Genomic DNA, 25427 nt, shown 5'->3' on the forward strand with positions numbered 1-25427 from the left:
GGAAGGAATCCCCGTCCTTTAGGGCCGGGAGAACGTCAATCCGGCAGGCAGACCGTGATGGCGGCCGGTGCGACGCGGACCTTCAGACGGGTGGTCGTCCCCCGGTCACCGCCGTCGAGCTCGTACGGGATGGGCCGGCGCGCCCGCACGTCGATCCTCTTCGCCCGGGTGGTCCGTACGAACGGCGACCGCTCCGGCCGCCCCGCGACGATCCGGCCGAACGTACGCGCCCACTGCCACGCGCCCCGCGCCGTCGCGACACCGATCTCCAGCCAGCCGTCGTCGGTGCGAGCGCGGTCGAAGACGCGGATACCGCCGGTGATGGTGCCGACGTTGCCCACCAGTACGCAGCTCGCCTTGCCGTCGAACCACGTCGTGCCGTCGATACGGATCTTCACCGGTTCCGTGTCGTCGCGCACGTGCTTGAGCGCGGTCCACACGTACGCGAGGCGCCCCGCCCTGTCTTTCATGCCGCGGTCGGCATCGCGGATCATCCCGCCGTCGAGGCCGGCTCCCGCCATGACCGCGAAGTGCTCGCCGTTGACCTTCCCCAGGTCCAGCTTGCGACGCGGGCCGTGGAATCCGATGCTCACCGCGGCGGGCAGATCCTGCGGGATGCCGAGGTTGCCGGCGAGCATGTTGGCCGTACCCGCGGGGACGATGGCGACCGCCGCGTCGGAGCCGGCCAGCGCATCAATACACCGCTGCACCGTCCCGTCGCCGCCCCACACGAAGATGAGGTCGGCGCCCTTCTCGAGCGCCTTGCGGGCCTTCTTGCCGGCCTTCCGGCTCTTCGACACCTCGTACCAGAGAAGTTCGCCGACGCACTCGTCGGTGACCCGTTTGCGCAGCTCGTCGAGGCCGCCGCCGAATGTCTTGCGCCGGTGCGCGACCACGGCGACAGTGCCCGCTCCCATCACCCACCCCCCGCTCAGGTCGAACCCGTCCGGCTCGGACATCGACGGGAGTACCCGATGATCTTCACGCCCAACCACTGTGCAGCCCGCAACACCTGAATACGCATGTCATTGATGGTTCGACAGGTCTGTTAGGGTCTGGCCCCATGGCTCCCAGACCGGTGGTTTCCAGATCCATGGTTTCCAGATCCATGGTTTCCAGGCCCGTCGTTTCCAGGTCCGTCACGCTTGCCGCCGCGATGCTGCTCGCCGTTTCGGCCATCGCGGGCTGCGCGAAGAAGGACAGCGGCGCGACGACCGCCGACGGCGTGAAACTGGTGAAGAGCGGAAAGCTCGTGACCTGTACGCACCTGCCGTACCCGCCGTTCCAGTCCAAGGACACCAGCGGCAAGGTGATCGGCTTCGACGTCGACCTCATCGACCTGACCGCCAAGAAGTTGGGCGTCACCCAGGAGGTCATCGACACCCCGTTCGAGGGAATCAAGTCCGGTCAGGACCTCAACAGCGGCAAGTGTGACGTGGCGGCGGCCGGCATGACCATCACGGACGCGCGGCGCCAGGTGCTCGACTTCTCCGACCCGTACTTCGACGCCACCCAGGCCCTCGCCGTACCGGCGGGCAAGCCGTACAAGTCCCTCGCGGACCTCGCCGGCAAGCGGCTCGGGGTGCAGGGCAACACCACCGGCGACGAGTACGTCAAGAAGCAGGTCAAGGAGAAGGGCCTCAACATCGAGGTCGTGGCCTACCAGGACCTGGGCTCCGAGCAGCAGGCGCTCGCCACCGGCCAGATCGAGGCCGCCGTGGGTGACCTGCCGGTCTGGAACGAGTACGTCCGCAACAACCCGGACAAGGTGGTCATCGCCGCCGGGTTCAACACCGGTGAGCAGTACGGGTTCGCGGTCAAGAAGGGCGGCAACGCCAAGCTGTTGCAGACCGTCAACGAGGCGCTCGCCGAGGCGAAGCGCGACGGCACCTACGACAAGCTGTACGAGAAGTGGATCGGCGCGAAGCCGGCGGCGTGACCGACGGCAGCGTGACCGACACGAACAGCCCTGCGACGACGGCTCCGGTGATCCAGGAACCCGGCCGTCGTCGACTCGGGCGCCGCCGGCGCGAGCGGCTGGTACGGGCGGCCGGCTACGCCGTGTTCGTCCTCGTGGTGGTCGGTGTCGCGGCGGCCGCCGACTGGCAGCGCCTCGCCGATTCGTTCTTCCGGGTCGATGTCGCGCGCGCCATGTTCCCCGGCGCGGTCACCACGGCGCTGCGCAACACGATCGTCTACACCCTGCTCGCGTTCGCCTTCGGGCTGGTACTCGGCCTGGTCCTGGCGCTGATGCGGCTGTCGACGATCGCGCCGTACCGGTGGTTCGCCACCGCCTACATCGAACTGTTCCGGGGCCTGCCGAGGCTGCTGGTGCTGTTCATGGTCGGCTACGGCATCCCGCAGGCCTTCCCCGACCGGGAGATCCCGGGCGGCGTGTACGGCGCGGTGACCCTGGGGTTGGGCGCCACCGCCGCCGCGTACATGGCCGAGACCATCCGGGCGGGCATCCAGGCGGTACCGAAGGGGCAGACCGAGGCCGCCCGCTCGCTGGGCATGTCGCACGGCCGGGCGATGGTCTCGATCGTCCTGCCGCAGGCGTTCCGCATCGTGATCCCGCCGCTGACCAACGAGTTCGTCGGACTCACCAAGGACACCTCACTGGCGTACGTCCTCGGCGTGACCGCGTCCACCATCGAGCTGACGAAGTTCGCCGGCGACGCGCTGAACTCGCAGGTCAACCCGACCCCGCTGGTCGTGGCCGGCCTGCTGTACCTGGCGATCACGTTGCCGCTGTCGCAGTTGGTGCGGTGGCTCGAACGCCGCGCCGCGCGGGAGAGATGAACGCGGGATAGGTGAAACACAGAGAGGTGAGCGCCCTGTCCGCCATCGAGATCAGCGGCCTGCGCAAGTCGTTCGGCGCGCTTGAGGTCCTGCGGGGTATCGACCTGTCGGTCGACAGCGGCGAGGTCGTCTGCGTGATCGGCCCCTCCGGCTCGGGCAAGTCGACGCTGCTGCGCTGCGTGAACCTGCTCGAGGTGCCGACCGGCGGCACGATCCGGGTGGGCGGCGTGGAAGTCACCGACCCCGACTGCGACATCGACGGGGTCCGCCGCCGGATCGGCATGGTGTTCCAGCAGTTCAACCTGTTCGGCCATTTGCGGGTACGGGAGAACCTGACGATCTCGCAGCGCCGTGTGCTGCGCCGGTCGCGGGCCGAGGCGCAGCGGATCGCAGCGGCGAACCTGGAGCGCGTCGGCCTGGCAGACAAGGCCGACGCGTACCCGGCGCAGCTGTCCGGCGGGCAGCAGCAGCGGGTCGCGATCGCCCGCGCGCTGGCGATGGATCCGCAGCTCATGCTGTTCGACGAACCGACCAGCGCGCTCGACCCGGAGCTGGTAGGTGAGGTTCTCGCCGTGATGCGCGGGCTGGCCGCGGACGGGATGACGATGCTCGTGGTCACCCACGAGATGGCGTTCGCCCGGGAGGTGGCGTCCCGGGTGGTCTTCATGGACGGCGGCGTGATCGTGGAGTCGGGCGAGCCGGCCCAGGTCTTCGGCGCGCCCCGGGAACGCCGGACCGCCGAGTTCCTGCACCGCGTACTCGAGCCGACCCGCGTCAGCGAGAGCGAGATCGGCGCGCAGCCGAGGGCACAGCACGACGGATGAGGACCCGGCCTTCCGGACCTTCCCCCGCTGCGTCCTCGGACCTGGTCGCTCAGAAGTAATCGATCCTTGCCCGGATGATGTTCGCCGGTAGCGCGGGCTCCCCGTCCACGGGGCTGTCAGGGTTGGGCTTCACGCCGCCCGCGGCGATCTCGTCCAGGACGGCGAGGCCGTTGGAGTCGACCGTCCCGAAGATGGTGTAGTTCGGCCGCAGCGCGGAGTCGGCGTAGACGAGGAAGAACTGGCTGCCGTTGGTGTCCGGGCCGGCGTTGGCCATGGCGAGGACGCCGCGCTTGTACACCTTGCGCGCACCGGTCGGGTCGGTCGGCGCGGGCGGCAGGTCGGTCGGCAGCTCGTCCTTGTACCGGTACCCGGGACCGCCCTCGCCGGTGCCGGTCGGGTCGCCGCACTGCAGGACCTTGAGGGTCGGGTACGCGGTGAGCCGGTGACACGGGGTCCGGTCGTAGAACCGGTGCCTGACCAGGTGCAGGAAGCTCTGCACGGTACAGGGCGCCTCGGCCCGGTCGAGCGTGAGCCCGATGTCGCCGTGGTTGGTCTTCAGGACCGTGTCGACGGTGCCGCGGTTCAGAGTCCGGCGCGGGTCCGGAGGCAGCGGCACCGGCCGGGCGGCCGGCTCGTCCGGGGTCTCGGTGTACCCGCACGGGCCATGGGTGGTTCTCGGCGGCGGGGCGCCGCCCCCCGTGGCGGCCGAAGCGTTCCCGCCGGTGGCGGCCGAAGCGTTCCCGCCGGTGGCGGCCGAAGCGTTCCCGCCGGTGGCGGCCGAAGCCGGGCCGCCCGGGACGACCAGCGCCGTGGCGGCGAGCACTGCAGCGGCCAATACGGTACCTGTCAACGCCGTAGCCGCCATTCTGGAGCGCACGTCTTCGTCCTCCCCTGGATCACCGACACTCAGACCAACGAAGGATCCGCCAACGTCGATAGAAGCGTCAAGCTCAGGCGACAGACAGCCTCAACTGGCAGACAACCACGTCAATGCGCCCGGCATCGCCCTGTTCCAGGTGTCCCAGTTGTGACCGCCGGGTACCTCCACGACCGTCGCCGTGTCGGGCGCGTGCACGGCCGCCGCGAACGCGCGCGCCTCGCTCCTGACCTTCGCTTCGGTCGTACCGGCGACCAGGTAGAACCGCAGCGCGGCCGGGCGCTGGTCACGCACGATCCGCGTCGGCGTGTACGAACGCTCGGCGGCGGCGTCCCCCTTGAACAGGTCCCCGGTGGTGTTGTCGATCGCCGGGGCGAAGTACCCGTCGAGGCTGACCGCCGAGGCGAACCGTTCCGGGTGGCGCAGCGCGAGGTCGACGGCGCAGTACCCGCCGGTCGAGTACCCCATCGCCGACCAGCCCGCGCGGTCCTGCGTCACCCGCAGGTGCGCCGCGATCGCCTCCGGTACGTCCTGGCTCAGGTATGTGTCGGCCCGCGCCCCACCGACCGCGTCGATGCATTCGCTGTCGCGGTCGGGTTCGGGGTTCTGGGACGGGGACACGAGAATCATCGGCGGGATCTTCTGCTCGGCCATCATCCGGTCGAGGATCGGCAGCACGTGACCCTGCGTGTCCCAGTGCTCGATCGCGCCCGGGAAGCCGGCGAGCAGCAGGACGACGGGGAAGCGCCGGCCGGGCTGCTGCGGGTCGAAGTACGCGTCGGGCACGTAGACCTGGGCCGGGAGCTGGTACCCGGTGCGCCGGCCGGGCAGCGTCATCGACGTCCAGACACCCTTGCCCGGGCCGCCGGTCCGGCGCGCCTCGAGCAGCCACGGCTCAGCATTCGGGGCCGTAGAGTGCGGGGCCGCGGAGTGCGGCTGTGCGGACGCCGACGGCCCGATGAACCGGCCCGCCGACGCGTCGGTGGCGCATCCGGAGAGGCCCATGACCGAAAGACCCGTGACCAGCAGGGCCACGACGGCAGCGCCGGCTGCCGAGCGGGCCACACCGCGGGCGCGCCGGAATCGGGCAGCCGCCGCGCCAACCGCCACCGCTGCGAGCGGACCGCGACCCGGCCCCGCCGAGACGATCATTGAGTCACGGTAGCCGACGGACCCCTACTCGGCGACGACCTCGCCGGGGGTGGCCCGTACCCGGGTCCCGTCCTGCAGGACGATCTCGACCCGGCCGTCGTCACCCGGCGCACCCACGCCGTACACCGGCTTGCCGACCAGGGCGTGCAGCGGCTGCGTGCGCCGCTGCGACAGGTCGGGCCGGAACACCCAGGCCACCTCGGTCGGCCGCCTCGACTCCCCCATGAGCACCTCCCGCTCGTACCAGGGTTCGACCCTACGAGCACGACTGGGTACTGAGTGTGCCGACGCGCCGAAGACGAGCCGCGCCACCCGGCCGGATTAGGCCGTACGGTGCGAGGTCGTACGGTGCGAAGGTCACGCCGTGAGGCGGTGACTGGACCCCTGTACCGGTATCAGCAGGGCGGTCGCCTCATCGGCGGTCACCGGGCGGGACATCAGGTAGCCCTGTCCGGTGCGGCAGCCCAGCTCGATCAGCATCTCCCGCTGCTCCTCGGTCTCGATACCCTCGGCCACGACCCGCAGGTCCAGGGATTCCGCGATGGCCAGCACGGCCCGCACGATGCTGCGGTCGGCGCTCCCGTCGACCATGCCGGACACGAACGACCGGTCGATCTTCAACCCCTCGATCGGGAACCGCTTCAGATACGCGAGACTGCAGTACGACGTACCGAAGTCGTCGAGGGCGAAGTGCGCCCCGGAGGCGCGCAGCGCGGTCGCCCACTGCGTCACGTCGTCGTGGACGTAGCTGTGCTCGGTGACCTCCAGCCACACGTCCGCCGGCTCCACCCCGGTGTCCCGGATGGCCGCCAGCAGATCCGCCGCCACCTCGGGGCGTCGCAGCTGAGCCGGGGACACGTTGACGTTGATCCCGAGCGGTCGGCCGGGGAAGCGCTGCTGCCACGACACGAGCTGGCGGCACGCCTGTGCCATCACCCAGCGCCCGATCTCGACGATGGCGCCGGTCTCCTCCGCGAACGGGATGAACACGTCCGGCCCGATCGGCCCCCGCTCCGGGTGGTGCCACCTCACCAGCGCCTCGAAGCTGACGATCTCCCCGCTGTCGAGGGCCCAGATGGGCTGGTAGTGGACCGACAGCTGGTTGCGCTCCAGCGCGCGCTGCAGGTCGGAGCGGATGTCGAGGCGGTCCCGGGAGCGGGTGGAGGCGTCCACGTCGAAGACCTCGACGAGCCCCCGACCGTTCTCCTTCGCCTGGTACATGGCGGCGTCGGCGTCCCTGAGCATGTCGCTGGCGGTCGTCTGGCGACGGGTACCGGTGACCCCGCCGACGCTGGCCGACATCTGTACCCACTCGTTTGCGAGCTGGAACGGCTTGTCCAGGGCGCGCAGCACCCGCCGGCCGACCTCGGTGACCTCCGTCAGGTCGTTCACCCCGTCCAGGACGAACACGAACTCGTCGCCGCCGAAGCGCGCGAGCAGGTCGGTCGGGCGCAGGCACCGGCTGAGCCGGTCGGTGACCTGCACGAGAAGCTGGTCACCCGCCTCGTGGCCGAGCCGGTCGTTGATCGCCTTGAACTTGTCGAGGTCGCAGAAGAGCAGGCCGACCTCGGTGATGTCGGGCACGCTGAGCGCCTCGTCGAGGAACTCCCCGACCAGCGCCCGGTTGGCCAGCCCGGTCAGCGGGTCGTGGGTGGCCCGCTGGCGCAGCTCTTCCTCGAGCCACTTGCGCTCGTCCACGATGCGGGACGAAACCACGATCGAGCCGTCCTCGGACGGCGCGGGGCGGAGGGCGCTCTCCACCCAGACCAGCGAGCCGTTGCCGTCCCAGACCCGGTACTCCACCTTGGACAATCCGGCCAGCTCTCCCCGGACGGCGCGCACGGACTCCAGGTCGTCGAGGTAGATCATGTCCGCCGCCGGCTGGCCGATGAGCGTCGCCGGGTCGTAGCCCAGTTCCCGCGCGTACGACGGTGAGGCGTAGATGAAACGGTTGTCCGCGTCGATCACCGCGATCATGTCGCTGATCGAATCGGTGATCAGTCGCAGCGACGCCTCGCTGCGCGCGAGCGCCTGGTAGAGCTGTGCGTTCACCAGGGCCGCACCGAGATAGTTGGCGAAGACGGTGCATACCTCCACCACGTCCGCGAGGAACGGCCGCCGGGCGTCCCGGGCGACGTACAGCAGGGCGGTCGGGGCGTCGGCCCGCATGACGGGTACGCACAGCACCGCGTGCGATCCGTCCACGCCGTGGTGGGGCTGGCCCTGGACCAGGGTCTCCCAGCCCGGCAGCTCCACGACGGGCCGCGGCCAACCCGCCGGTACCGGCGACTGTCCCTCCGGTGAGCCCAGCCCCTCCTGTAGCGCCAGCCCCGCCCGCGACCGCAGCTCGGCCGTGTCCCCGTCGACGACCGCGATCCACGCGCGCTGGGAGCAGGTGAGCTGGTGGAGCAGTTCGGCCGCCTCCGACAGCAGCGGCTCGAGGTCGAGGTGGCGGGTCAGCCGGGGACCGCACTCGGCCAGCCGCTCGGTGGCTGCGCTGCGCTCGCGGGACCGCAGCGCCAGACACAGCCGGTCCGCCACGGACGACAGCACCTGCTGCTCTCCCGAGGTGAACAACTCCTCGGAGCGGCGGTACAGGATGAGCAGCTCGTCCGGGCCGGTCGCGAGCGGGACCCAGGCGGCGGTGCGCACGCCGAGCGTGGCGAGCGCCGGGGGCAGCTCGACGGAGTGGTCGTAGGCGGCCGCCACGGTACGCCGGTCGGCCAGGGCCGTGCGCGCGGTGTTGCTGGCGGACCAGCCCTCCGTATGCGCCGGGTCGCCCTCGGTGAGGCCGCACGAACTCTGGATGGTCAGCTTGTCGCCGACCAGCCGGCCGATGCAGACGACGTCGGCGGCGAAGACGTCCGAGAGCGTGCTCAGCGTGTCCTCCACCAGGTCGGCGGAGGAGGAGGGCTGGCTGATGACGGTCAGCAGCCGGATCAGGCGCGTGGTGTCGCGGTACGCCTCCTGCGCGGCGGCGGTCGCGGCCGCCAGCTGGGCCTCCAGCCGCGCGACGCGGACCTCGGCACCGCTCACGGCAGCAGCACCGTTCATGGCAGCACCGTTGACGGCAGCACCGTTCATGGGAGCACCGTTCATGGAAGCACCGTTCATGGCAGCACCGTTCATGGCAGCACCGTTCATGGGAGCACCGTTCATGGAAGCACCGTTCACGCCGGCGTTGCTCACGGCGGCATTGTTCAGGTCGGTACCGCTCACGTCGGAACCATAGACGCTGTGGGTCACAGCGCAATCGCCGCAATCGTCGCGTTGTGGAAACCGGCCACGGTGGTGGTACGCGCGAACTCGCCCAGCGTGTAGAAGCCGAAGGTCGGGGTGGTCCCGGCGGCGGCCTGGATCCGGGCCGGCTCCTCGTGGCTGCGCTCCGCCAGCACCTCCAGCCTGGTCAGACAGCTGAAGGCGAGCAGCACACCGGGCTCACGACCGGCGAACACCTCGTCGACGACGCCTTTGCTGGCGGCGAGCAGGTCGTCCGGTACGCCCGAGACGACCTGGACGGCGGCATAGTGCGGCAGCGGGGTGAAGCTGCGGATCAGGCCGTCCGGCGCGAGGTAGATCGACCTGATCAGTTGGGCGCCGCTGGGCTCGATGACGGCGAGCGCATGGACAGCACGGCGGGAGGGCTGCAGCCCGTCGCTCTCCACGTCGGGCATGACGCCGCCGTAGCGCAGGTGCTCCTCGTACACGTCCATGGCGGGGCGTCCGGCGATCTCGTGTACCACCGACTCCTCCACCCTGGTCACCAGCAGCGGCAGGCCGACCGGGCGCCAGCCGTGCCCGGTCACCACGTGCAGTGGCTCGGCGGAGGTGATCCACACGGCGACCGTCGCGTCGGTGAGGACCCGGTCGCCGCAGAAGACGAACGTCTCCTGCATGCGACGGTCGTCCCCGGCCGCGCCCCCGACGACCGGCACCGCCGCTCCCGCGACCCGGTGGATCCCATTCAGCAGCGCCTGCTGGTGTCCGGCCAGACCGTCGGTGAGCAGGAGAAGCGCGTTGTGGGACTCGGCCGGACCCGACGACTCCACAGCCGCGCGGGCCGCCCGGGCAACCGCTCGTCCAACCTCGAAGGCGTCGGCGCGGAGCCCCTCCCCCGACGCCACCCCGAACCGGTAGGAACCGGACGTCATGATCATTACCGACACACCGGTACGCGCGGGCGTGAGGTCGCCGTTCTGGAAGTGGGCCGCGGTCGTCGCCCCGACGAGCAGAGTCTCCCCGGTCACCTCCCGGACGCCCGAGAGCAGTACTGGCAGGTCGTAGCGCACCGACGTGTACACGATGACCAGCGCGGGCTGCCCCTGCGCGCCGCGCGCGGCGAGGTCGGCGGCCGCGGCTGCGGCGGCGGCGCGGCCGGCAGCGGCGGCATCGTCGAGCGCGCTGGTACCGATGCCGGCACGAAGTCTGGTCACGACGTCGGCATCGGCGGGTCGGCGCCGTACCTGAGACCTTCCCGTGATCGTGCCGAGCAAGGGAGGTCATAGCAGCGCATACGCTTCACGATCACGCAAGGAGCGCGCGCCGTTACAGCGACGGTGACCGGTTGTCGGTCAGGTACGCCTCGACGCGTTCCGCGGGCGCGGGCGCGCCGAACAGGTTGCCCTGTCCGACGTGGCAGCCGGCGGCCCGTACCGTCTCAAGGTGCGCCTCCGCCTCCAACCCGCAGGCGATGACCTCCAGCCCGAGCCGGTCGGCCAGGCTCATCACCACATCCATGATCGGGGCGGCCAGCCTGCCGCGGCCGGCCGGCTCGGTGAACAGCGGCCGGTCGACCTTCAAGACGTCGACCGCCATCCGGCGCAGGTGCGCCAGTGACGTGGGGTCGGTGCCGAAGTGGTCGATCGCGGTACGTACGCCCAGGAGCCGGACCGCGGCGAAGGCGGCCTCCCGAGCATCCGGGGTCGGGCGGTCACCGGTCGCTGTCTCGGCGACCTCCACCAGTACCCGCCCGGGGGCGACGAGGTGAGCCTCGATCGCACCGCTGAGCGCCGGCACGAAACCGGGTGAGACCAGCTGACGGGCCGAGACGTTGACCGACAGCCACAGGTCCCAGCCGTCGCGCAGCCATGACGACAACTGGCGGCAGGCCCGGTGGAGCACCCATCTGCTGATCTCGTCGGTCAGGTCGAGGTCCTCAGCGATCGGGATCAACTCGGCGGGTGGTACCGCACCGAGGCGGGGATGCCGCCAGCGCAGCAGCGCCTCCGCTCCAACGGCCCTGCGGTGGGTCAGCTCGAGCACCGGCTGGTACACCAGGTCCAGCTCACCGCGGTCGATCGCGCCGGGCAGTTCCTGCTCCACGGCCATCCGGCGCAGCAGCGCCGACTCCATCGACTTGTCGTACCACTCGACAGAGCCGCGACCGGTGCGCTTGGCCCGCAGCAGCGCGAGGTCGGCCCAGCGCAGCACCTCGTCGACGCCGGTCGCCCCGGCCACCTCGGCCAGCCCGACCATGGCGGACAGGTGCGCGGTGACGCCGGGAAGCCGGTACGGCTCGCTGAGCACCGTGACCAGTCGACTCGCCAGCGCGTACGCCAGGATGGAGCCGGCCGGGGTCAGCACGGCGAACTGGTCGCCGGCCAGCCGCGCGGGCAGGTCCCCGGTGTCGAGGCCGGACCGCAGCCGGCGGCCGAGCTCGATGAGGACCGCGTCGCCGAACTCGCGCCCGTGCAGATCGTTGAGGACCGTCAAGCCGTCCGGCTCGATGATGAGAACGGCGCCGGCCGGCTCCCGCGCCGAGCGGGCCGCGGCGACTGCGCGCAGCAGCTCACGCCGGTTGGCAAGCCCGGTCAACTGGTCGGTGAAGGCCATCTGGTGCAGCGTGCGCTCCATCGCACGCCGGTCACCGATGTCGCGGATGTGCACGACGAACGCGGCCACCTCCGGGGTGGAGCGCAGGTCACTGAGGGTCGACTCGGTGTCGCGCCACCGGCCGTACCCGTCGCGCAGCCGGGCCTCGAGCAGCGACGGCTGCGCTTTGTCAGGGGGCGCGGAGACCTTACCGGGTGCGGAGAGCCAGTCCACGACTCGCGCGGCATCCTCGGGGTGCAGCATCGCGGTGAACGGACGGTTGACGACGTCCTGTTCGGACAGCGCGAACTGGCGGGCCGCCGCGGGCGACAGCCAGCGGACCACGAGGTCGGTGTCGATGACGACGGTCACGTCGCGCGAACCGGCGACCAGGGAGCGGAAGTGCGCCTCCCGACCGGCCAGGCGCCTCGCGTACCGCCGGACGGCGAGCGCCGCCAGCGCCTCACGGACCGCCAGCGCGGCGACGGCCGTCAACCCGAGCACGATCGCGCTGCGATCCGGCACACCGCCGCCGGTGACCACCAGGTACGCCGTGGCCAGCAGCGCGGCGCCGATGGGCGGCGCGAGCAGCGGGTACCCGGCGAAGGATCCGTCCGCGTCGGCGGGGTTCGGCTCGCGGGGCTCGGCGCGACGGGCACCCTCCGCCGCCAGCGCCGGGCCGGCGACCAGGGCCGCCGCTGCCAGCCAGGTCGCCGCACCCGGCGTGAGACCGGCGGCGACCAGCCCTGCCAGCCCGGCGATCGACAATGCGGTACCACCGCTGCAGGCGAGCGCGGCGGTACGGTACCGGGCGGCGCGGAGGCCGGTGATGAGCGCGACGGACGCGGCGGCGCAGCTGATGAGGCCGGCCAGGAAGGTACGAGGGCCTCCGCCACCGTGCGGTGCCAGGACCAGCAGCCAGGCGATGTAGAACAGGCAGGTGCCGACGGCAACCCCGTCGAGCAGTCGTTGCAGCCGGGCAGCCGGGGTGGCCGCCGCCCCGGGCAGCATGAGCAACCCCGTCAGTTGGACCCCGACCGCCACCAGGAACCCGGCGAAGCCGAGGCGGCCGGTGAGCCCGGCCGGGTACCCGGCAAGGCCGACGACGGTGCAACCGCCGGCCAGCAGGCCGAGGCCGAGCAGGCCGGCACCGCGGCACGGGCCGAGGCCGCGACTCCCCCGGTGGATTGCCAGGGCGACGCGGACGAGCCGGGTGGCGTGTGCGGCGACCGACACGCCGACGGCCGACGCGACGGCGGCGACGGTCGGCAACCCGCCGGTCAGCCCGGCGACGAGCAGCACGGCAGCCGCCACGGTCGGCATGATCGCCATGGCCGGCATGATCGCCATGGCCGGCATGATCGCCATGGCCGGCACGGTCGCGCGGGCCCTGCGCAGGGCTCGGGCCAGCTCAGATGACACGGTGCCGCCTCCTGACTGGAGGGGGAAGGTCACCCGGAGAGGGACCTGCCTCAGGATAGCGAGCGGGTAACGAGTCGATTACCCGACATTAGGAATTTGCCGATATGTGAAGCGGGGCGCGATTCTGACGGCCTTGACGGACCGCCGGGTCGCGAACATCGTTGCTCCTGACGCCCACCACCACGAGCCCGGTAGAGGTGCGGCAATGAATGAGCAGATCGAGTACATCGGTGACGATCACGCCGGCAGCGAGCGTGCGGGCCGGACACGGGTGCTCGTCCCGGGCGTGGGTGGGCACGCCGCCGCCGAGATTCTCGACCCGCCACAGGTCCGACCCGTCGCCGGCGACGGCGATGCCGGCTTCTACCGGCGCTCGGCGCCGGAGCATTCAGCGCCCGAGCATTCAGCGCCCGAAGGCACGGACGCCGGGCCGGGTCGCACGGAGGCGTACAGCTGGGCGGGCCTGACCTCGGGCAACTGGACCCGCGCGCTGTGGCTGCTGCTCCTTCCGTTCATGCTGGCGAACGTCGGCTACTGGATGGGGCCGGCCCCCCTTCCGGACGAGGAGGGCACCGGCGGACGGCGGCAGCGCCTTCAGCGTACGGTCGAAGCCCTGCAGCGGCTCCTGGCACTGTCGCTGACCGCCGTACTCGTCGTGGCCGCGACCGCGGTCGCCATGGATCTCGCCGGCTCGCAGTGCGTGGTCGACGGCCGGGCCTGCAACTCGACGCTCAGCTTCCTGGCCTGGCCGTGGCTGACCGCTCCGCGACGCCTGGTGCTGACGGCGGCCGTCCCGGTCGCCCTGGTACTGCTGCTGTGGTGGCTGGGCAACCGGACCTGGCAGCAGATGGAGTCGGTACCGGTGCCGGCCGCGACCTCGATCGGGGCGCTCACGCCACTGGAGGACCGTCGCATGTGGAACGGTCGGCGGTCGGTACGCATGCTGCGCGCGATCCACGTGGCGGCGGCCTTCGCGGTCATCGCGGTGTTCCTCGCGGCCGGTTCGCTCGCCACGCCGGCGCGCGGGCTACCGTCGGTGATCAACCCCGACGAGTGGCGGCGCCCCTGGGGATGGCCGGTCGTGACCGTCCTGACGGTGTCGCTCGCCCTGCTCGCGGCCCTGACCGTGGCGGTACTGCTGCCGATGATGGGCCGCCGCGACCGCCCCGGCGACGCCGTCAGGCCGCACCCGTTCGAGGAGCCGCTGTACCGGTGGCTGCCCTGGTTCGGCGGCGCGCTGGTCGTGCTCGCCGCCGTCGCGGCGCTCCGGCCGGCCGGCTCGGCCGCTCGCACTGCCGGTCACCCCACTCCCCTGCCCTGGCTGTCCGGCACCGTCAACCTGTTGTTCGTCGGTCAGGCCGCCGTCACCATCGTCCTGACGGCGTGCCTGTGGTTGTCACGGCGAGCGGCAGCGAGGCCACCGGCCGCACGACCCGCGTGGCACGGCATGGCGCCGGTGGTCACCGCCGGCCTCGCCTGGCTGCTTGCGGACGGCCTGATGACGGGCGTCACGCTGCTGGTCGCCGACCGGCTGGGTACGCCGGAACCGCCACCCGACGGCGCCGGCAACCATCAGGGGCTGGTCGTCGCGCCGACGGTCCTGTGGACCGCGGTCACCGCGGTCGGCGTCGCGGCCGTCGTCCTGATCACCGCCGCCATCTGGCTGGTGGTGCGACGCTCCCCGGCAGAGTCGATCGCGGACCGGGTCAGACAGGCGTACCGGTACGAGAACCTGGAGTCGGCACCGCCCGGCTCGCCACGGCAGCGGCGCGCGCAGGCGATCATCCGGGACTGGAGCCGTGGCGCCATGATCGACAACCTCGAACGCCACGGCGGGCGGCTGGCCGCGGCGGTGGCCGTCGTCGTGACGACCGCCGTCATCGCGGACCTCGCGACGCCCTCGGGCATCTTCGCGCACTCCTGGCGCTGGGCGGTCGCCCTCGGCGCCTGGCTGCTCGGCGGGCTCGTACTCGTGCTCCTCTCCATCGGTCGACAGGCCTACTCCAGCCCGGGCTGGCGCCGCACCGTCGGCGTGCTCTGGGACGTCGGTACGTTCTGGCCCCGGGCGACCCACCCGCTCGCGCCGCCCTGCTACGCCGAGCGGGCCGTTCCCGACCTCCTCACCCGGGTCACGTACCTGGCCGGGACGTGGGAGCGGGCCGAGGAGGAGGCGGGCTGGGGGCCGCCGCCACGGGACGGGCAGGTGCTGCTGGCGGGCCACTCACAGGGCTCGGTCATCACCGCGGCGGCGGTCATGCAGCTCAGCGCCGAAACGAGCGGCCACGTCCGGTTGCTGACCTACGGCAGCCCGCTGCGGCAGTTGTACGCGCGGTTCTTCCCGTCGTACCTGGGCGCCGAGGCGCTGTACCGGCTCAGCGAACTCCTCGGCGCGACCAGCGCGACCGACGGGATCCGGTCCGACGACCTCGCCGCGGCGCGGTGGCGCAACCTGTACCGGCCGAGCGACCCGATCGGCGGGTACGTCCTCGAGGATCGCCGGCCGTCCGAGTGGCCGGACGAGGCGCAACGCCGGCGGGCCGACCGGGAGCAGATCGAGCACCACATCGACTGCGCCCTGCTCGACCCGTCCTTCGGCAGGGCTCCCGGTGACACCCGGTACCCGCCGACGTACGGGCACTCGGCCTATCCGCGCGACCCGGCGTTCGCCCTCGCGATGGCCTGGCTGTGGCGGCAGGGGCCGGGCGGGCACGACAGTAACGCCGAGTCCGAGCGGCCCGGGGCCGGCGCGGCGGGTACCTGAGCGCGGCGGGTACCTGAGCGAAGGTCTCCCGGCCAACGGGTCTACCGTGGTAGGGAGCGCTGCGGTCAGGTGGCGCCGTCTTGCCCGCTCGACCCGGCCAGCCCGTGACCGCCACGGGGCGAGCGGAGGAGTCTTCCATGGAGACCTTGGAGTTCGACGTGACCGTCGAGATCCCCAAGGGCGAGCGGAACAAGTACGAGATGGACGAATCCACCGGGAGGATTCGGCTCAACCGGACGCTCTTCACCGCCACGCAGTACCCGGCAGATTACGGCTTCATCGACGGCACCCTCGGTGATGACGACTCGCCGCTGGACGCGCTGGTACTGGTACGGGAGCCGACCTTCCCTGGCTGCCTGATCTACTGTCGCGCCATCGGCATGTTCTGCATGTGGGACGAGAAGGGCGGCGACCACAAGGTGATGTGCGTACCCGCCCACGACCCGCGGCAGGCGCATCTTCGGGACATCGAGGACCTGCCGAGGTTCGACCGGCTGGAGATCCAGCACTTCTTCGAGGTCTACAAGGACCTCGAGCCCGGCAAGAGCGTCGAGGGCGCCAACTGGGTCGGGCGCGAACAGGCCGAGGCCGAGGTGAGGCGGTCGTGGGAGCGCCGCCGCGAGGCGAGCGCGACCGGCCCGACAGCCGGACCGACGCCGTAAGAACGGATGGCGCAGCAACGGCCGGCGACAGCGGCCGACCGGGGCATCCACCAGGTTCGCGGGTTCGAACGCCGTAGGCGTGGGCAGGGGGCCAACCGCGAGGCCGGGCCCGACCGTACAAGGTGGAGGGACAGCCACCCGGCCGCCATGACGTGAGGGCGGAGGACCGGGGTGTATGAGGACCGTCGCGACGCCGACGCGGCGCCGGGCGAGGGCGGCCAGCAGTCCCTGGCGGCGAAGAAGAACCCAGCGGCGCGTGAAGCCCGACCGGAGCGGAGCCCCCGCTGGGCGCGCCTGCTCGTCGCGCTCGGGTTGCTGATGATGCTGCTCAGCGGGCTCACCCTGGCCGGCGGCCGGTTCCTGGCCGACCGCTACCTCGGCAACGTACATCAGGAGTCCCTGCTGGGGGCCGCGGCCGCGCCCCGCCCGGTCGCCGTACGGCCGGCGTCGGCGCACGCCCTGATCGACGGGCCGATCAACCTGCTGCTGGTCGGTATCGACGAACGCGTCGAGGACCCCTCCAATGGTGCGCGGGCCGATTCGATCATCATCGTCCACATCCCGGCGAGCCACGACCACGTGTACCTGATCTCGATTCCGCGGGACAGCCAGGTCGAGATCCCACCGTACGGCAGGACCGGATATCCGGGCGGCACAGACAAGATCAACGCTGCCTTCGCGTACGGGTTCCTGGAGCGGGGTGGCCGGGCCGGCGGGTTCGAACTGCTCGCCCTCACCATCAACCGGCTCACCGGCATCACCTTCAACGCCGGCGCGATCGTCAACTTCGACGGCCTCCGAGCGGTGGTCGACGCGGTGGGCGGGGTCAGCATGTGCATCGACGAGCAGACCGCCTCGGTACACATCGGCCAGGACGCCGACGGCCGGCTGGCCGCTCCGTACCGGCTGGTGCCGCCGGACTACCACCCGGTGCCGATCCCCGGCGTACGGCCGCAGGTCTACCAGGTCGGATGCCAGCCCCTCGCCGGCTGGCAGGCGCTCGACTACGTGCGCCAGCGCGAGCTCATCCCGGACGGCGACTACGGCCGGCAGCGGCACCAGCAGCAGCTCATCAGCACCCTGTACAAGAAGATCGCGAAGGCCGGCCTGCTGACCGACCCGCTCGCGACCGACCGGGCCCTGCGCGCCGTCGGCGACGCGGTGACCTTCGACGGCAACGGAGTGTCCCTTCCGGACTGGGTCATGATGCTGAAGAACATCGAACCGAACGCCATCACGATGGTGAAAACCAACGGTGGCCAGTACAACACCCAGGTCATCGGCGGTCGGGAGTTCGAGTTCTTCACCGACGTCAGCAAGCAGATGTTCGCGGCCGCCCGCAACGACACGCTCGCCACCTTCGTCGCCGCCCACCCGGACTGGGTCAACGCCGCCGCAACACCGTGACCCCGCAACGCCGTGACCCCGCAACACCGTGACCCAGCCGCCCCTGACCGTTGGTACTGTCCCGGCATGCCCACGCGCGAGGTGTACGCCGCGACCCGCTCCCGCCTGCTCGACCTCGCCGGCCGACTCGACGACGACGCCGCCGCGCGCAGCGTGCCCGCCTGTCCCGGCTGGAGCATCAAGGACACGTACGCGCACCTGGCAGGCGTCTGCGCCGACGTGCTCGACGACCGCCGCGCGGCGCACCCGGGCTGGGGCGAGCGGACCGTGGCCGAGCGGCGTGACCAGAGCCTGACCGACGTGGTCGCCGAGTGGACGGCGCGCGGCTCCACGCTGGACGAACGACTGCACGGCGACGAGGTGTTCCACCTCGGGGTCGACGCGTGGAGCCACGAGCACGACATCCGGGGAGCGCTCGGCCTGCCGGCGGACACCCCGGCCGAGACCGCCTGGGTACGCGACCGGCTCGTGTCCGGGTTCCAGGCGCGGTGGGCGAAGTCGACCCTGCCCCCGATCCGGTTCGCCGTCGACGGCGCGGAGCACCTCCTGGGTACGGGTGAGCCGATCGCCACGCTGCACTGCGACGCGTTCACGCTCGGCCGGGTACTGATGGGCCGGCGCAGCCGACGGCAGGTGGCGGCGCTGGACTGGTCGGGGAACCCGGAGCCGATCCTGGACCGTCTCTTCGCGTTCGGCCCGGCCGACGACGACGTGCACTACTGACGGCGTGTAGCCGATTTCCTTGATGCGGCGAGGAGGAGGCGGGCATGGGTGAACCGGCGGAGCGCGCTCCGCTCGCGTCCGAGCGGCTCGACAGCCTCGTCGCCGTCCTGGATCTGGTACGCGCCGGCGCGGCCGCGACCCGACCGGAGCTCGGTCGGCACTCCGGGCTCGGGCGTACGGTCATCGCCCAGCGGGTCGCCGAGCTGATGGAGCACGGCCTGGTCGGCGACGGCGCACTCGGCCCGTCGACCGGGGGCCGGGCCCCGCGACAGTTGACGTTCCGCGCCGACGCCGGTCACGTGCTCGTGGCCGAGCTGGGCGCCACCGCCCTCAACGTCGCGCTGGCCGACCTCTCGGGCCACCTGCTCACACAGTACCGGGAGCGCAACGACATCGCGGCCGGCCCGGAGCGGACCCTCGACCGCGTCGAGGCGCTGTTCGACCGGATCCTGGCCGAGCGGCCGGACGCGGCGGACCTCCTGTGGGGTATCGGCGTCGGCGTGCCCGGTCCGGTGGAGTTCGCCACCGGGCGCCCGATCGCACCACCGATCATGCCGGGCTGGGACGACTATCCGGTGCGCGACCGGTTGGCCACCCGCTACCGGGTGTCGACCTGGGTGGACAACGAGGTCAACACGATGGCGCTCGGCGAGTACCGGGCCGGCCTGGCCAAGGGCGTGGACGACGTGGTGTACGTCAAGATCGGTACGGGGATCGGCGCCGGTCTGATCTCCGGCGGCCGGCTGCACCGGGGTGGCCAGGGCTGCGCCGGCGACGTCGGGCACGTGGCCGTGGTCGACGACACCGACGTGGTCTGCCGTTGCGGCAACGTCGGCTGCCTGGAGGCTCTGGCCGGCGGCGGGGCGCTGGCCCGCGAAGGCACCCGCGCGGCCCGGGAGGGCCGCAGCGGCTACCTGGCTGAGGTGCTCGCCTCCGGCCGGCCGATCAACGGCAGCGACATCAGTACGGCGGCGCGCCACGGTGACCCGGTCAGCGTGGAGCTGCTGGCCCGGTCCGGCCGGCTGATCGGTACCACGCTCGCGACCGTGGTCAACTTCTACAACCCGTCACTCATCGTCATCGGCGGCCAGGTCGCCAACGCCGGCGACGTGCTGCTCGCCGCGATCCGCCAGGTCGTCTACCGCCGCTCGCTGCCGCTGGCAACCCGCGACCTCCGCATCGTCCACAGTGCACTGGGCGACCGCGCCGGGCTCATGGGCGCCGCGTACATGGTCATCGACGAGCTGTTCTCCCGGCAGCACCTGCCGCTGTGGATCGACGCCGGTTCGCCCCGTGGCCGTACCGACATCCCGGCGGCCCTGGTCGCGACGGGAGGGCGGTAGTGACTCCGCACTCGCAACGGACGCCCGAGCAGTCACGGATCCTGCGGCTGCTGCGTGACCGCGGCCCGTGTACCAGGGCCGAACTCGTCAGCCTCACCGGCGTCAGCCGGTCCCGCCTCGCCGGGGAACTCGACGAGTTGGCCACCGTCGGGCTGGTCCAGCGCGACGGCCCGGGCGTCTCGCGCGGAGGCCGCCCGTCGCCGCTGGTCGCCCTCGCCGACGATCTTCGCTTCGTCGGCGTAGACCTCGGCGCCACCTCGGTCGCGGTCGGGGTCGCGAACAGCCGACTCGACCTGCTCGCGTTCGTCGAGGAGCCCGTCGACATCCGGGACGGCCCCCGGAAGGTGCTCGCCCAGGTACGGGACCTCATCACCAAGGTGTCGGGCGAGGTGGGCACGGACCGGCCGAGCGGTATCGGCATCGGGGTGCCCGGCCCGGTCAGCTACCGCGACGGGGTACCGGTCAGCCCGCCGCTCATGCCCGGCTGGCACCACTACCCGCTGCGCGACCAGGTCGCCCGCGAGTACGGCTGCCCGGTCACCGTGGACAACGACGTGAACCTGATGGCCGTCGGCGAGCGCTGGGGCGGCGTCGCGAAGGGCATGGACGACTTCCTCTTCGTCAAAATCGGTACCGGGATCGGCAGTGCCCTGGTCATGAACGGAGCCGTCTACCGGGGCATCGCCGGCTGCGCCGGGGACATCGGCCACATCCGGGTCGACGACGAGCCGCTGTGCCCGTGCGGGAGCCGCGGCTGCCTGGAGGCGACGTTCGGCGGCGCCGCGCTGGCCCGACAGGCGACGGCCGCCGCCACGTCGAGCGAGTCGACCGTTCTGGCCGACCTGCTGGCCCGAAACGGCGTGCTCACCGCCGTCGACGTCGGCGTCGCAGCCCGCCACGGCGACCCGGTCGCGGTACGGCTGATCAGGTCCGGCGGCCAGCGGCTGGGAAACGTGCTCGCCGGCCTGGTCAACTTCATGAACCCGCCGCTGGTCGTCGTGTCCGGTGGGGTGTCGCGCCTCGGGCACGTGCTGCTCGCCGAGATCCGGCAGACGGTGTACAGCCGTGCGATGCCGCTGGCGACCGGCAACCTCCCGATCGTGCTGTCGGAGATCGGCGAGACCGCCGGGGTGCTGGGGGCGGTGGTCGCGGCGAGCGACCAGATCTTCTCGACGCTCTGAGCCTCTTTCGTTGAGCGCCTTTTCGTCGACCGCCATCGACGAAAAGCTTGCTTATCGATTTGTGTCGGGGGTACACACTCGATCACGCCCGTCGCGAACAGCGGGGCGCCGACAGCAGGGAGAGATGATCATGTGGGCGGCACCAAGCCGGCACCCTCGACGCCGCGGCTCGGCCCTGACCCCGGTGGCCCGACCCGGCATCAGCGCCAGCGGCATCACCGCCGTCATCACAGCTGGCATCAGGGTCGTCATCGCCACCGTCACCGCGGCCGTGATCGTGCTCGGACTCGCGGCCGGCCCGGCGGCGGCCGCGGCGGTCAGTATCCATGACGACTCGCACGTCCTGGACGTCACCCGGGTGCAGAACGAGGCCGCGACGCTGCCCGACCCGGTCGCGATCTACACGACGACCAAGTTCGCCGAGGACAAGGCCGCGTTCGACCGGGAGACCCAGGCGAAGGTGACCGGGCCGACGGTCATCGCGATCGCGATCAACACCCAGTCGCACCATCTGGCGATCCGGTCCGGCCCGAAGTCGCGGGTCAAACCGCAGGACGCGGCGACGGCGACGCAGGCGTTCGTCAACGCGTACCGCACCAACAACGACTACACGGCGGCGACCATCGCGGCCCTGGACTCGCTGCGCAGCGCGATCCGCAACGCGGCCCCGGCGCCGGCCCAGCCCCGGACGTCCCACTCGTCGGGGGGTTCGGCCCTCGGCGGCCTGCTCTGCCTGGTCGTGACCGTCCTGATCGTGGTCGGCGTCATCGTCGCGCTCGTGCGCCTGACCCGGCGCCCCCGCCGGTCCGGCCGGGGCTTCGGCCCGCCCGGCGGTTACGGCCGCTCCGGATACGGTCAGCCCGGCGGCTACGGCCCGGGCTACGGACAACCGGGCTACGGACAGCCGGGCTACGGGCCTGGTTACGGTCCCGGCTACGGCGGCGGTGGCGTCAACCCATGGGTGGCCGGCGGCGCGGGCGCGGCGGCCGGCGGCCTGCTCGGCTACGAACTGGGCCGCATGGAGGGGCGCGAGGAAGAGCGCCACCACGAGCAGCAGGACCAGGGGTCCGGCGACAGCGGGTACGGAGGCGGCGGCGCCGACGCCGACTTCGGTGGTGGCGGAGGTGGCGACTTCGGGGGCGGCGGCGGCGACTCCGGGGGCGGGGGCAGCGACAGCGGCTCAGGCGACTTCTGACGGCGCCCCGCTTTCAGGCGTTCTGCTTGCAGGCGCTCCGCTTCCAGGCACTCCCGCTTCCGGCGCCCGACTCCCAGTTGCTCTTCAGCGTTTACACAGCCAACCGCGAGCAGCCTTGGAGTTGGACGCACGGTGGCCCGGGCGACCGGGCCACCGTCGAGTACAGCAGGAGGCCCGGCATGAAGCCGATCAAGCGCATCGTGATGGTCACCGTGGCGGCCACCACCATCGCGCTCGGCGGTGGCGTCGGCACGGCCCTGGCCGACGGCCCGCCGCCACCCACGCCCAGCACCACGACCGTCCCCAGCCCGGGCGGTGTACCCGGTACAGCTACCGCGCCGGTCGCACCCGCCGCCCCAGACACGACGGCACCGACTATCCCACCGGCGACAACTCCACCGGCGACAACGGTGCCGGCCGCGCCCGGCCAAGGCGCCCCGGCGACTCCCGGCGAGGAGGAGTGTTGCTGCTGCTGCGAGGGGCACCACCATCACCACTACCACCACCAGGGCAGTGACCAGGGCGAGCAGGGCGGCCCGGGCGGCAGTGAGAGCCCGACCCAGGGCAAGTAACCGCTCCTGAGTTGAGGAGTTCGCGCTGCCGGGGCAGCGCGAGCTCCTCGCCGGTCACGGCCGGATCGTGTCCAGCACGGACTCCGCGATCGTCCGCGCCGACTCCCCGTACCCCTCGGCGAGCCGGCGGAAGACCTGCTCGGCCCGGATCGCCGGCCAGTCCCCCGGCAGGTGCTCGGCCGGCAGCCGGGGGTCACGGCGTACCAGGTGCAGCCACTCGGTGTGCAGCAACAGTTGCCGGGCCAGGTCGTCCGGGGCGTCCGGGTACGGGTTGTCGCCGTCCCATCGTCGCAGGAAGGCCTGGTAGCGCGCGGCTACCGCGGGCAGGTCGAACGCGGAGTGCGCGATCTGCCCGGCCTCGGTCGGCTTGGCGGTACGCACGGTGAACACCCGCAGATGGTCGTCCAACTCCAGGTCACCGACGAGCCCGGGCACGTCCACCTCGCCGGGAGCGATCCACAGCCCGTTCTGAACCGTGCCGAACCCGCCCCAGATCAGCCGTGAGCGCAGATCGTGCCGCTGGCTGCGGGCGGACTCCGGTAGCGAGAAGCCCACCATCGTCCAGGTGCCGTCCCAGTCGCGGTTGACCACACTGCGCCAGACCCGCTGGTACCCGTCCTCGAGGACGGCGGTCGAGCGGGCGGTGAGGCCGAAGTACATCCGGCGGCCACGCCGGTGCCGGGCGAGCAGTTCCCGCTTGACCATCCGGGTCAGGGTGGTCCGCACCGCCTCCTCGGAGACCCTGACCCGGGCGAAGACGTCGATGACGCTGCCGGAGAAGACCGCGACGCGCCGGTCGAGGACGTGAATGCCCAGGAAGCTGAGCATCAGCGACTGCGGTTTCAAGAACGGTGGGTTCAAGGACTGCGGTTTCAAGGATTGTGGCCGCGCGGACGCCGTCTGTTCCGGCGCGTCCGAACCGGGAGGCGCCTCCGCCTGAACGGACCGGGCGTCACGCACGTCGCCTCCCAACCGTGCCCTGGGCGGGCACCACACCAATGTTAGACACGCTCTTGACCGTCGTCATGAATGCGCCTAGCTTCGATGTGTCCGCGCGGCTCGGTACCGACGGCAGACCGGAGGACGTGGCACATGCGCAACCAGGGTATCGGCTCATGGACCGCGCGCCGGGCGGGCAAGACCCCCGACCGGTTGGCCGTGGTCCATGTCGATCGGGAGGGGGCCGGCCGGGAGTGGACCTATCGGCAGCTCCACGAGCGGGTGCTGCGGCTCGCGCACGGGCTGCGCGGGCTGGGCGTGGGGCCGGGTGACCGGGTCGCGTACCTCGGTCCGAACCACCCCGCCATCCTGGAGACCCTGTTCGCGGCCGGGATGATCGGCGCGGTCTTCGTACCGCTGAACATGCGCCTGGCCGGCCCGGAACTGGCCTACAACCTGTCGGACTCCGGTACCGACGTGCTGGTGTACGCGCCGGAGCAGGCCGGCGTCGTCGACGCGATCCGCGTCGACGTGCCGGTACGCGAGTTCGTCGCGCTGGATGCCGACTATGAACGGTTGATCGCATCGTCCCCCGACGACGCGATCGACACGCCGGTGGGGCTCGACGACGACTGCATGATCATGTACACGTCCGGCACCACCGGGCGCCCCAAGGGCGCCGTGCTCACCCACGGCAACATCACCTGGAACAGCGTCAACGTCCTGGTCGACATCGACCTCGCCAGCGACGAGGTGACCCTGGTCGTGGCGCCGCTGTTCCACACCGCCGGCCTGAACATGACCTGCCTGCCCACCCTGCTCAAGGGCGGCACGGTCGTGATCGTGCCCGCCTTCGACCCGGCGGTCGTACTGGACCTGGTCGAGACCCGGCGGGTGACGTACATGTTCGGCGTGCCGGCCATGTACAACGCCATCGCCGCCTGCCCGGCGTTCGCCGACACCGACCTGTCCAGCCTCCGTCAGGTCAACTGCGGTGGCGCGCCGGTCCCGGAAGCCACCATCCAGACGTACCTTCAGCGCGGCCTGGCATTCAGCCAGGGGTACGGGATGACCGAGGCGTCGCCCGGTGCGCTGTACCTGGCTCGGGACATGAGCACCGCCAAGGCCGGTACCGCGGGCAAACCGCACTTCTTCACCGACGTCCGGGTGGTCCGGCCGGGCCGGACCGAGGCGGGTCAGGTCGGCCCGGACCTGACCGAGGTCCGCCCCGGTGAGAAGGGCGAGATCGTCGTCTCGGGGCCGAACGTGATGCGCGGCTACTGGGGGCGGCCGGAGGCGACCGCGGAGGTCCTCGACGCTGACGGCTGGTTCCACTCCGGCGACGTCGGCAGCCCGGACGCCGACGGGTACATCGCCATCGTCGACCGGATCAAGGACATGATCATCTCGGGCGGGGAGAACATCTACCCCGCCGAGGTCGAAGGCTCGCTGTACGACCACCCGGCGGTCGCCGAGTGCGCGGTGATCGGGGTCGCCGACGACCGGTGGGGTGAGGTGGGCCGGGCGGTGGTGGTACTGAAGGCCGGGACCACCGTGAGCGAGGAGGAGCTCCTCGACTTCCTGCGCGGCCGGCTCGCCCGGTACAAGATCCCGAAGTCGGTGGTGTTCGTCGACGCCCTGCCACGCAACGCCGCCGGGAAGCTGCTCAAGGGCACGGTACGCGGCAGCTACGGCAACTGAACGTCCGCGCGCCGGCCGGGGGCGGATCGTGCCCCCGGCCGGCGCGCGGACGTCA

At 71.6% G+C, this 25427-nt stretch carries 20 protein-coding genes; 12 read left to right on the forward strand and 8 right to left on the reverse strand.

Translation table 11 applies throughout. The features are described 5' to 3' along the window. Nucleotides 1-35: 35 nt before the first annotated feature. Entirely contained in the window at nt 36-959 is a 924-nt protein-coding gene (locus tag Pme01_RS25995) for a diacylglycerol/lipid kinase family protein (RefSeq protein ID WP_168117407.1), read from the reverse strand. Nucleotides 960-1108: 149 nt separating this feature from the next. Between Pme01_RS25995 and Pme01_RS26000 the strand changes: the two genes are divergently transcribed. The 3 genes from Pme01_RS26000 to Pme01_RS26010 are packed head-to-tail and all read left to right on the forward strand — an operon-like array spanning nt 1109 to nt 3626. Next, complete coding sequence (locus tag Pme01_RS26000; protein WP_168117406.1) at nt 1109-1939, forward strand: basic amino acid ABC transporter substrate-binding protein; 831 nt, start codon at nt 1109-1111, stop codon at nt 1937-1939. After that, nucleotides 1912-2802, forward strand: coding sequence for an amino acid ABC transporter permease (locus Pme01_RS26005; RefSeq protein WP_239088469.1), 891 nt, complete (start codon nt 1912-1914; stop codon nt 2800-2802). Before Pme01_RS26000 ends, Pme01_RS26005 begins: the two co-directional genes overlap by 28 nt. A gap of 35 nt (nt 2803-2837) precedes the next feature. Continuing rightward, nucleotides 2838-3626: an amino acid ABC transporter ATP-binding protein gene (locus Pme01_RS26010; protein ID WP_168117454.1), complete on the forward strand. Its 789-nt coding sequence runs from the start codon at nt 2838-2840 to the stop codon at nt 3624-3626. A gap of 49 nt (nt 3627-3675) precedes the next feature. On the opposite strand, the gene Pme01_RS26015 is transcribed toward Pme01_RS26010, so the two are convergent. From Pme01_RS26015 to Pme01_RS26040, 6 genes are all read right to left on the reverse strand, one after another. Beyond that, nucleotides 3676-4461, reverse strand: coding sequence for a peptidylprolyl isomerase (locus tag Pme01_RS26015; RefSeq protein ID WP_239088470.1), 786 nt, complete (start codon nt 4459-4461; stop codon nt 3676-3678). Nucleotides 4462-4593: 132 nt separating this feature from the next. After that, nucleotides 4594-5655, reverse strand: coding sequence for an alpha/beta hydrolase (locus Pme01_RS26020; RefSeq protein ID WP_168117405.1), 1062 nt, complete (start codon nt 5653-5655; stop codon nt 4594-4596). Nucleotides 5656-5679: 24 nt separating this feature from the next. Further along, on the reverse strand, nt 5680-5880 hold the full coding sequence (locus Pme01_RS26025) for a hypothetical protein (RefSeq protein ID WP_168117404.1): 201 nt from the start codon (nt 5878-5880) through the stop codon (nt 5680-5682). 132 nt (nt 5881-6012) lie between these two features. Further along, complete coding sequence (locus tag Pme01_RS26030) at nt 6013-8709, reverse strand: putative bifunctional diguanylate cyclase/phosphodiesterase (RefSeq protein WP_168117403.1); 2697 nt, start codon at nt 8707-8709, stop codon at nt 6013-6015. Nucleotides 8710-8897: 188 nt separating this feature from the next. Next, the gene (locus tag Pme01_RS26035; protein WP_168117402.1) at nt 8898-10088 is read right to left on the reverse strand and encodes an FIST signal transduction protein; all 1191 of its coding nucleotides are present in this window, start codon (nt 10086-10088) and stop codon (nt 8898-8900) included. A 112-nt stretch (nt 10089-10200) separates the two neighbouring features. Beyond that, the gene (locus Pme01_RS26040; RefSeq protein ID WP_168117401.1) at nt 10201-12888 is read right to left on the reverse strand and encodes a putative bifunctional diguanylate cyclase/phosphodiesterase; all 2688 of its coding nucleotides are present in this window, start codon (nt 12886-12888) and stop codon (nt 10201-10203) included. A gap of 205 nt (nt 12889-13093) precedes the next feature. On the opposite strand from Pme01_RS26040, the gene Pme01_RS26045 reads away from it, so the two are divergent. The 8 genes from Pme01_RS26045 (at nt 13094) to Pme01_RS26080 (ending at nt 22732) form a co-directional block, all read left to right on the forward strand. Beyond that, a complete protein-coding gene (locus Pme01_RS26045; RefSeq protein ID WP_168117400.1) occupies nt 13094-15649 on the forward strand; it encodes a hypothetical protein in 2556 nt (851 codons plus the stop codon). A gap of 146 nt (nt 15650-15795) precedes the next feature. Continuing rightward, nucleotides 15796-16311, forward strand: coding sequence for an inorganic diphosphatase (locus Pme01_RS26050; protein WP_168117452.1), 516 nt, complete (start codon nt 15796-15798; stop codon nt 16309-16311). Nucleotides 16312-16482: 171 nt separating this feature from the next. Further along, entirely contained in the window at nt 16483-17718 is a 1236-nt protein-coding gene (locus Pme01_RS26055) for an LCP family protein (RefSeq protein WP_168117399.1), read from the forward strand. 66 nt (nt 17719-17784) lie between these two features. Then, nucleotides 17785-18441 carry a maleylpyruvate isomerase N-terminal domain-containing protein gene (locus tag Pme01_RS26060; protein ID WP_168117398.1) on the forward strand — a complete coding sequence of 219 codons (657 nt, stop codon included), beginning with the start codon at nt 17785-17787 and terminating at the stop codon, nt 18439-18441. 44 nt (nt 18442-18485) lie between these two features. After that, nucleotides 18486-19784, forward strand: coding sequence for an ROK family protein (locus Pme01_RS26065; protein WP_203935869.1), 1299 nt, complete (start codon nt 18486-18488; stop codon nt 19782-19784). Next, the gene (locus tag Pme01_RS26070) at nt 19784-20965 is read left to right on the forward strand and encodes an ROK family transcriptional regulator (RefSeq protein WP_168118184.1); all 1182 of its coding nucleotides are present in this window, start codon (nt 19784-19786) and stop codon (nt 20963-20965) included. The genes Pme01_RS26065 and Pme01_RS26070 overlap by 1 nt, the downstream gene beginning before the upstream one ends. A gap of 130 nt (nt 20966-21095) precedes the next feature. Next, on the forward strand, nt 21096-22160 hold the full coding sequence (locus tag Pme01_RS26075; protein ID WP_203935870.1) for a hypothetical protein: 1065 nt from the start codon (nt 21096-21098) through the stop codon (nt 22158-22160). Nucleotides 22161-22339: 179 nt separating this feature from the next. Beyond that, complete coding sequence (locus tag Pme01_RS26080) at nt 22340-22732, forward strand: hypothetical protein (RefSeq protein WP_168118183.1); 393 nt, start codon at nt 22340-22342, stop codon at nt 22730-22732. 54 nt (nt 22733-22786) lie between these two features. Here the strand turns inward: Pme01_RS26080 and Pme01_RS26085 are convergent, their stop codons facing one another. Beyond that, entirely contained in the window at nt 22787-23578 is a 792-nt protein-coding gene (locus Pme01_RS26085; RefSeq protein WP_239088471.1) for a PaaX family transcriptional regulator, read from the reverse strand. Nucleotides 23579-23824: 246 nt separating this feature from the next. Here Pme01_RS26085 and Pme01_RS26090 point away from each other — a divergent pair, with 246 nt between their 5' ends. Next, on the forward strand, nt 23825-25372 hold the full coding sequence (locus Pme01_RS26090; protein ID WP_168118182.1) for an acyl-CoA synthetase: 1548 nt from the start codon (nt 23825-23827) through the stop codon (nt 25370-25372). Nucleotides 25373-25427: the final 55 nt, after the last annotated feature.

This window comes from Planosporangium mesophilum (genome assembly GCF_016863255.1).
GTDB lineage: Bacteria > Actinomycetota > Actinomycetes > Mycobacteriales > Micromonosporaceae > Planosporangium > Planosporangium mesophilum.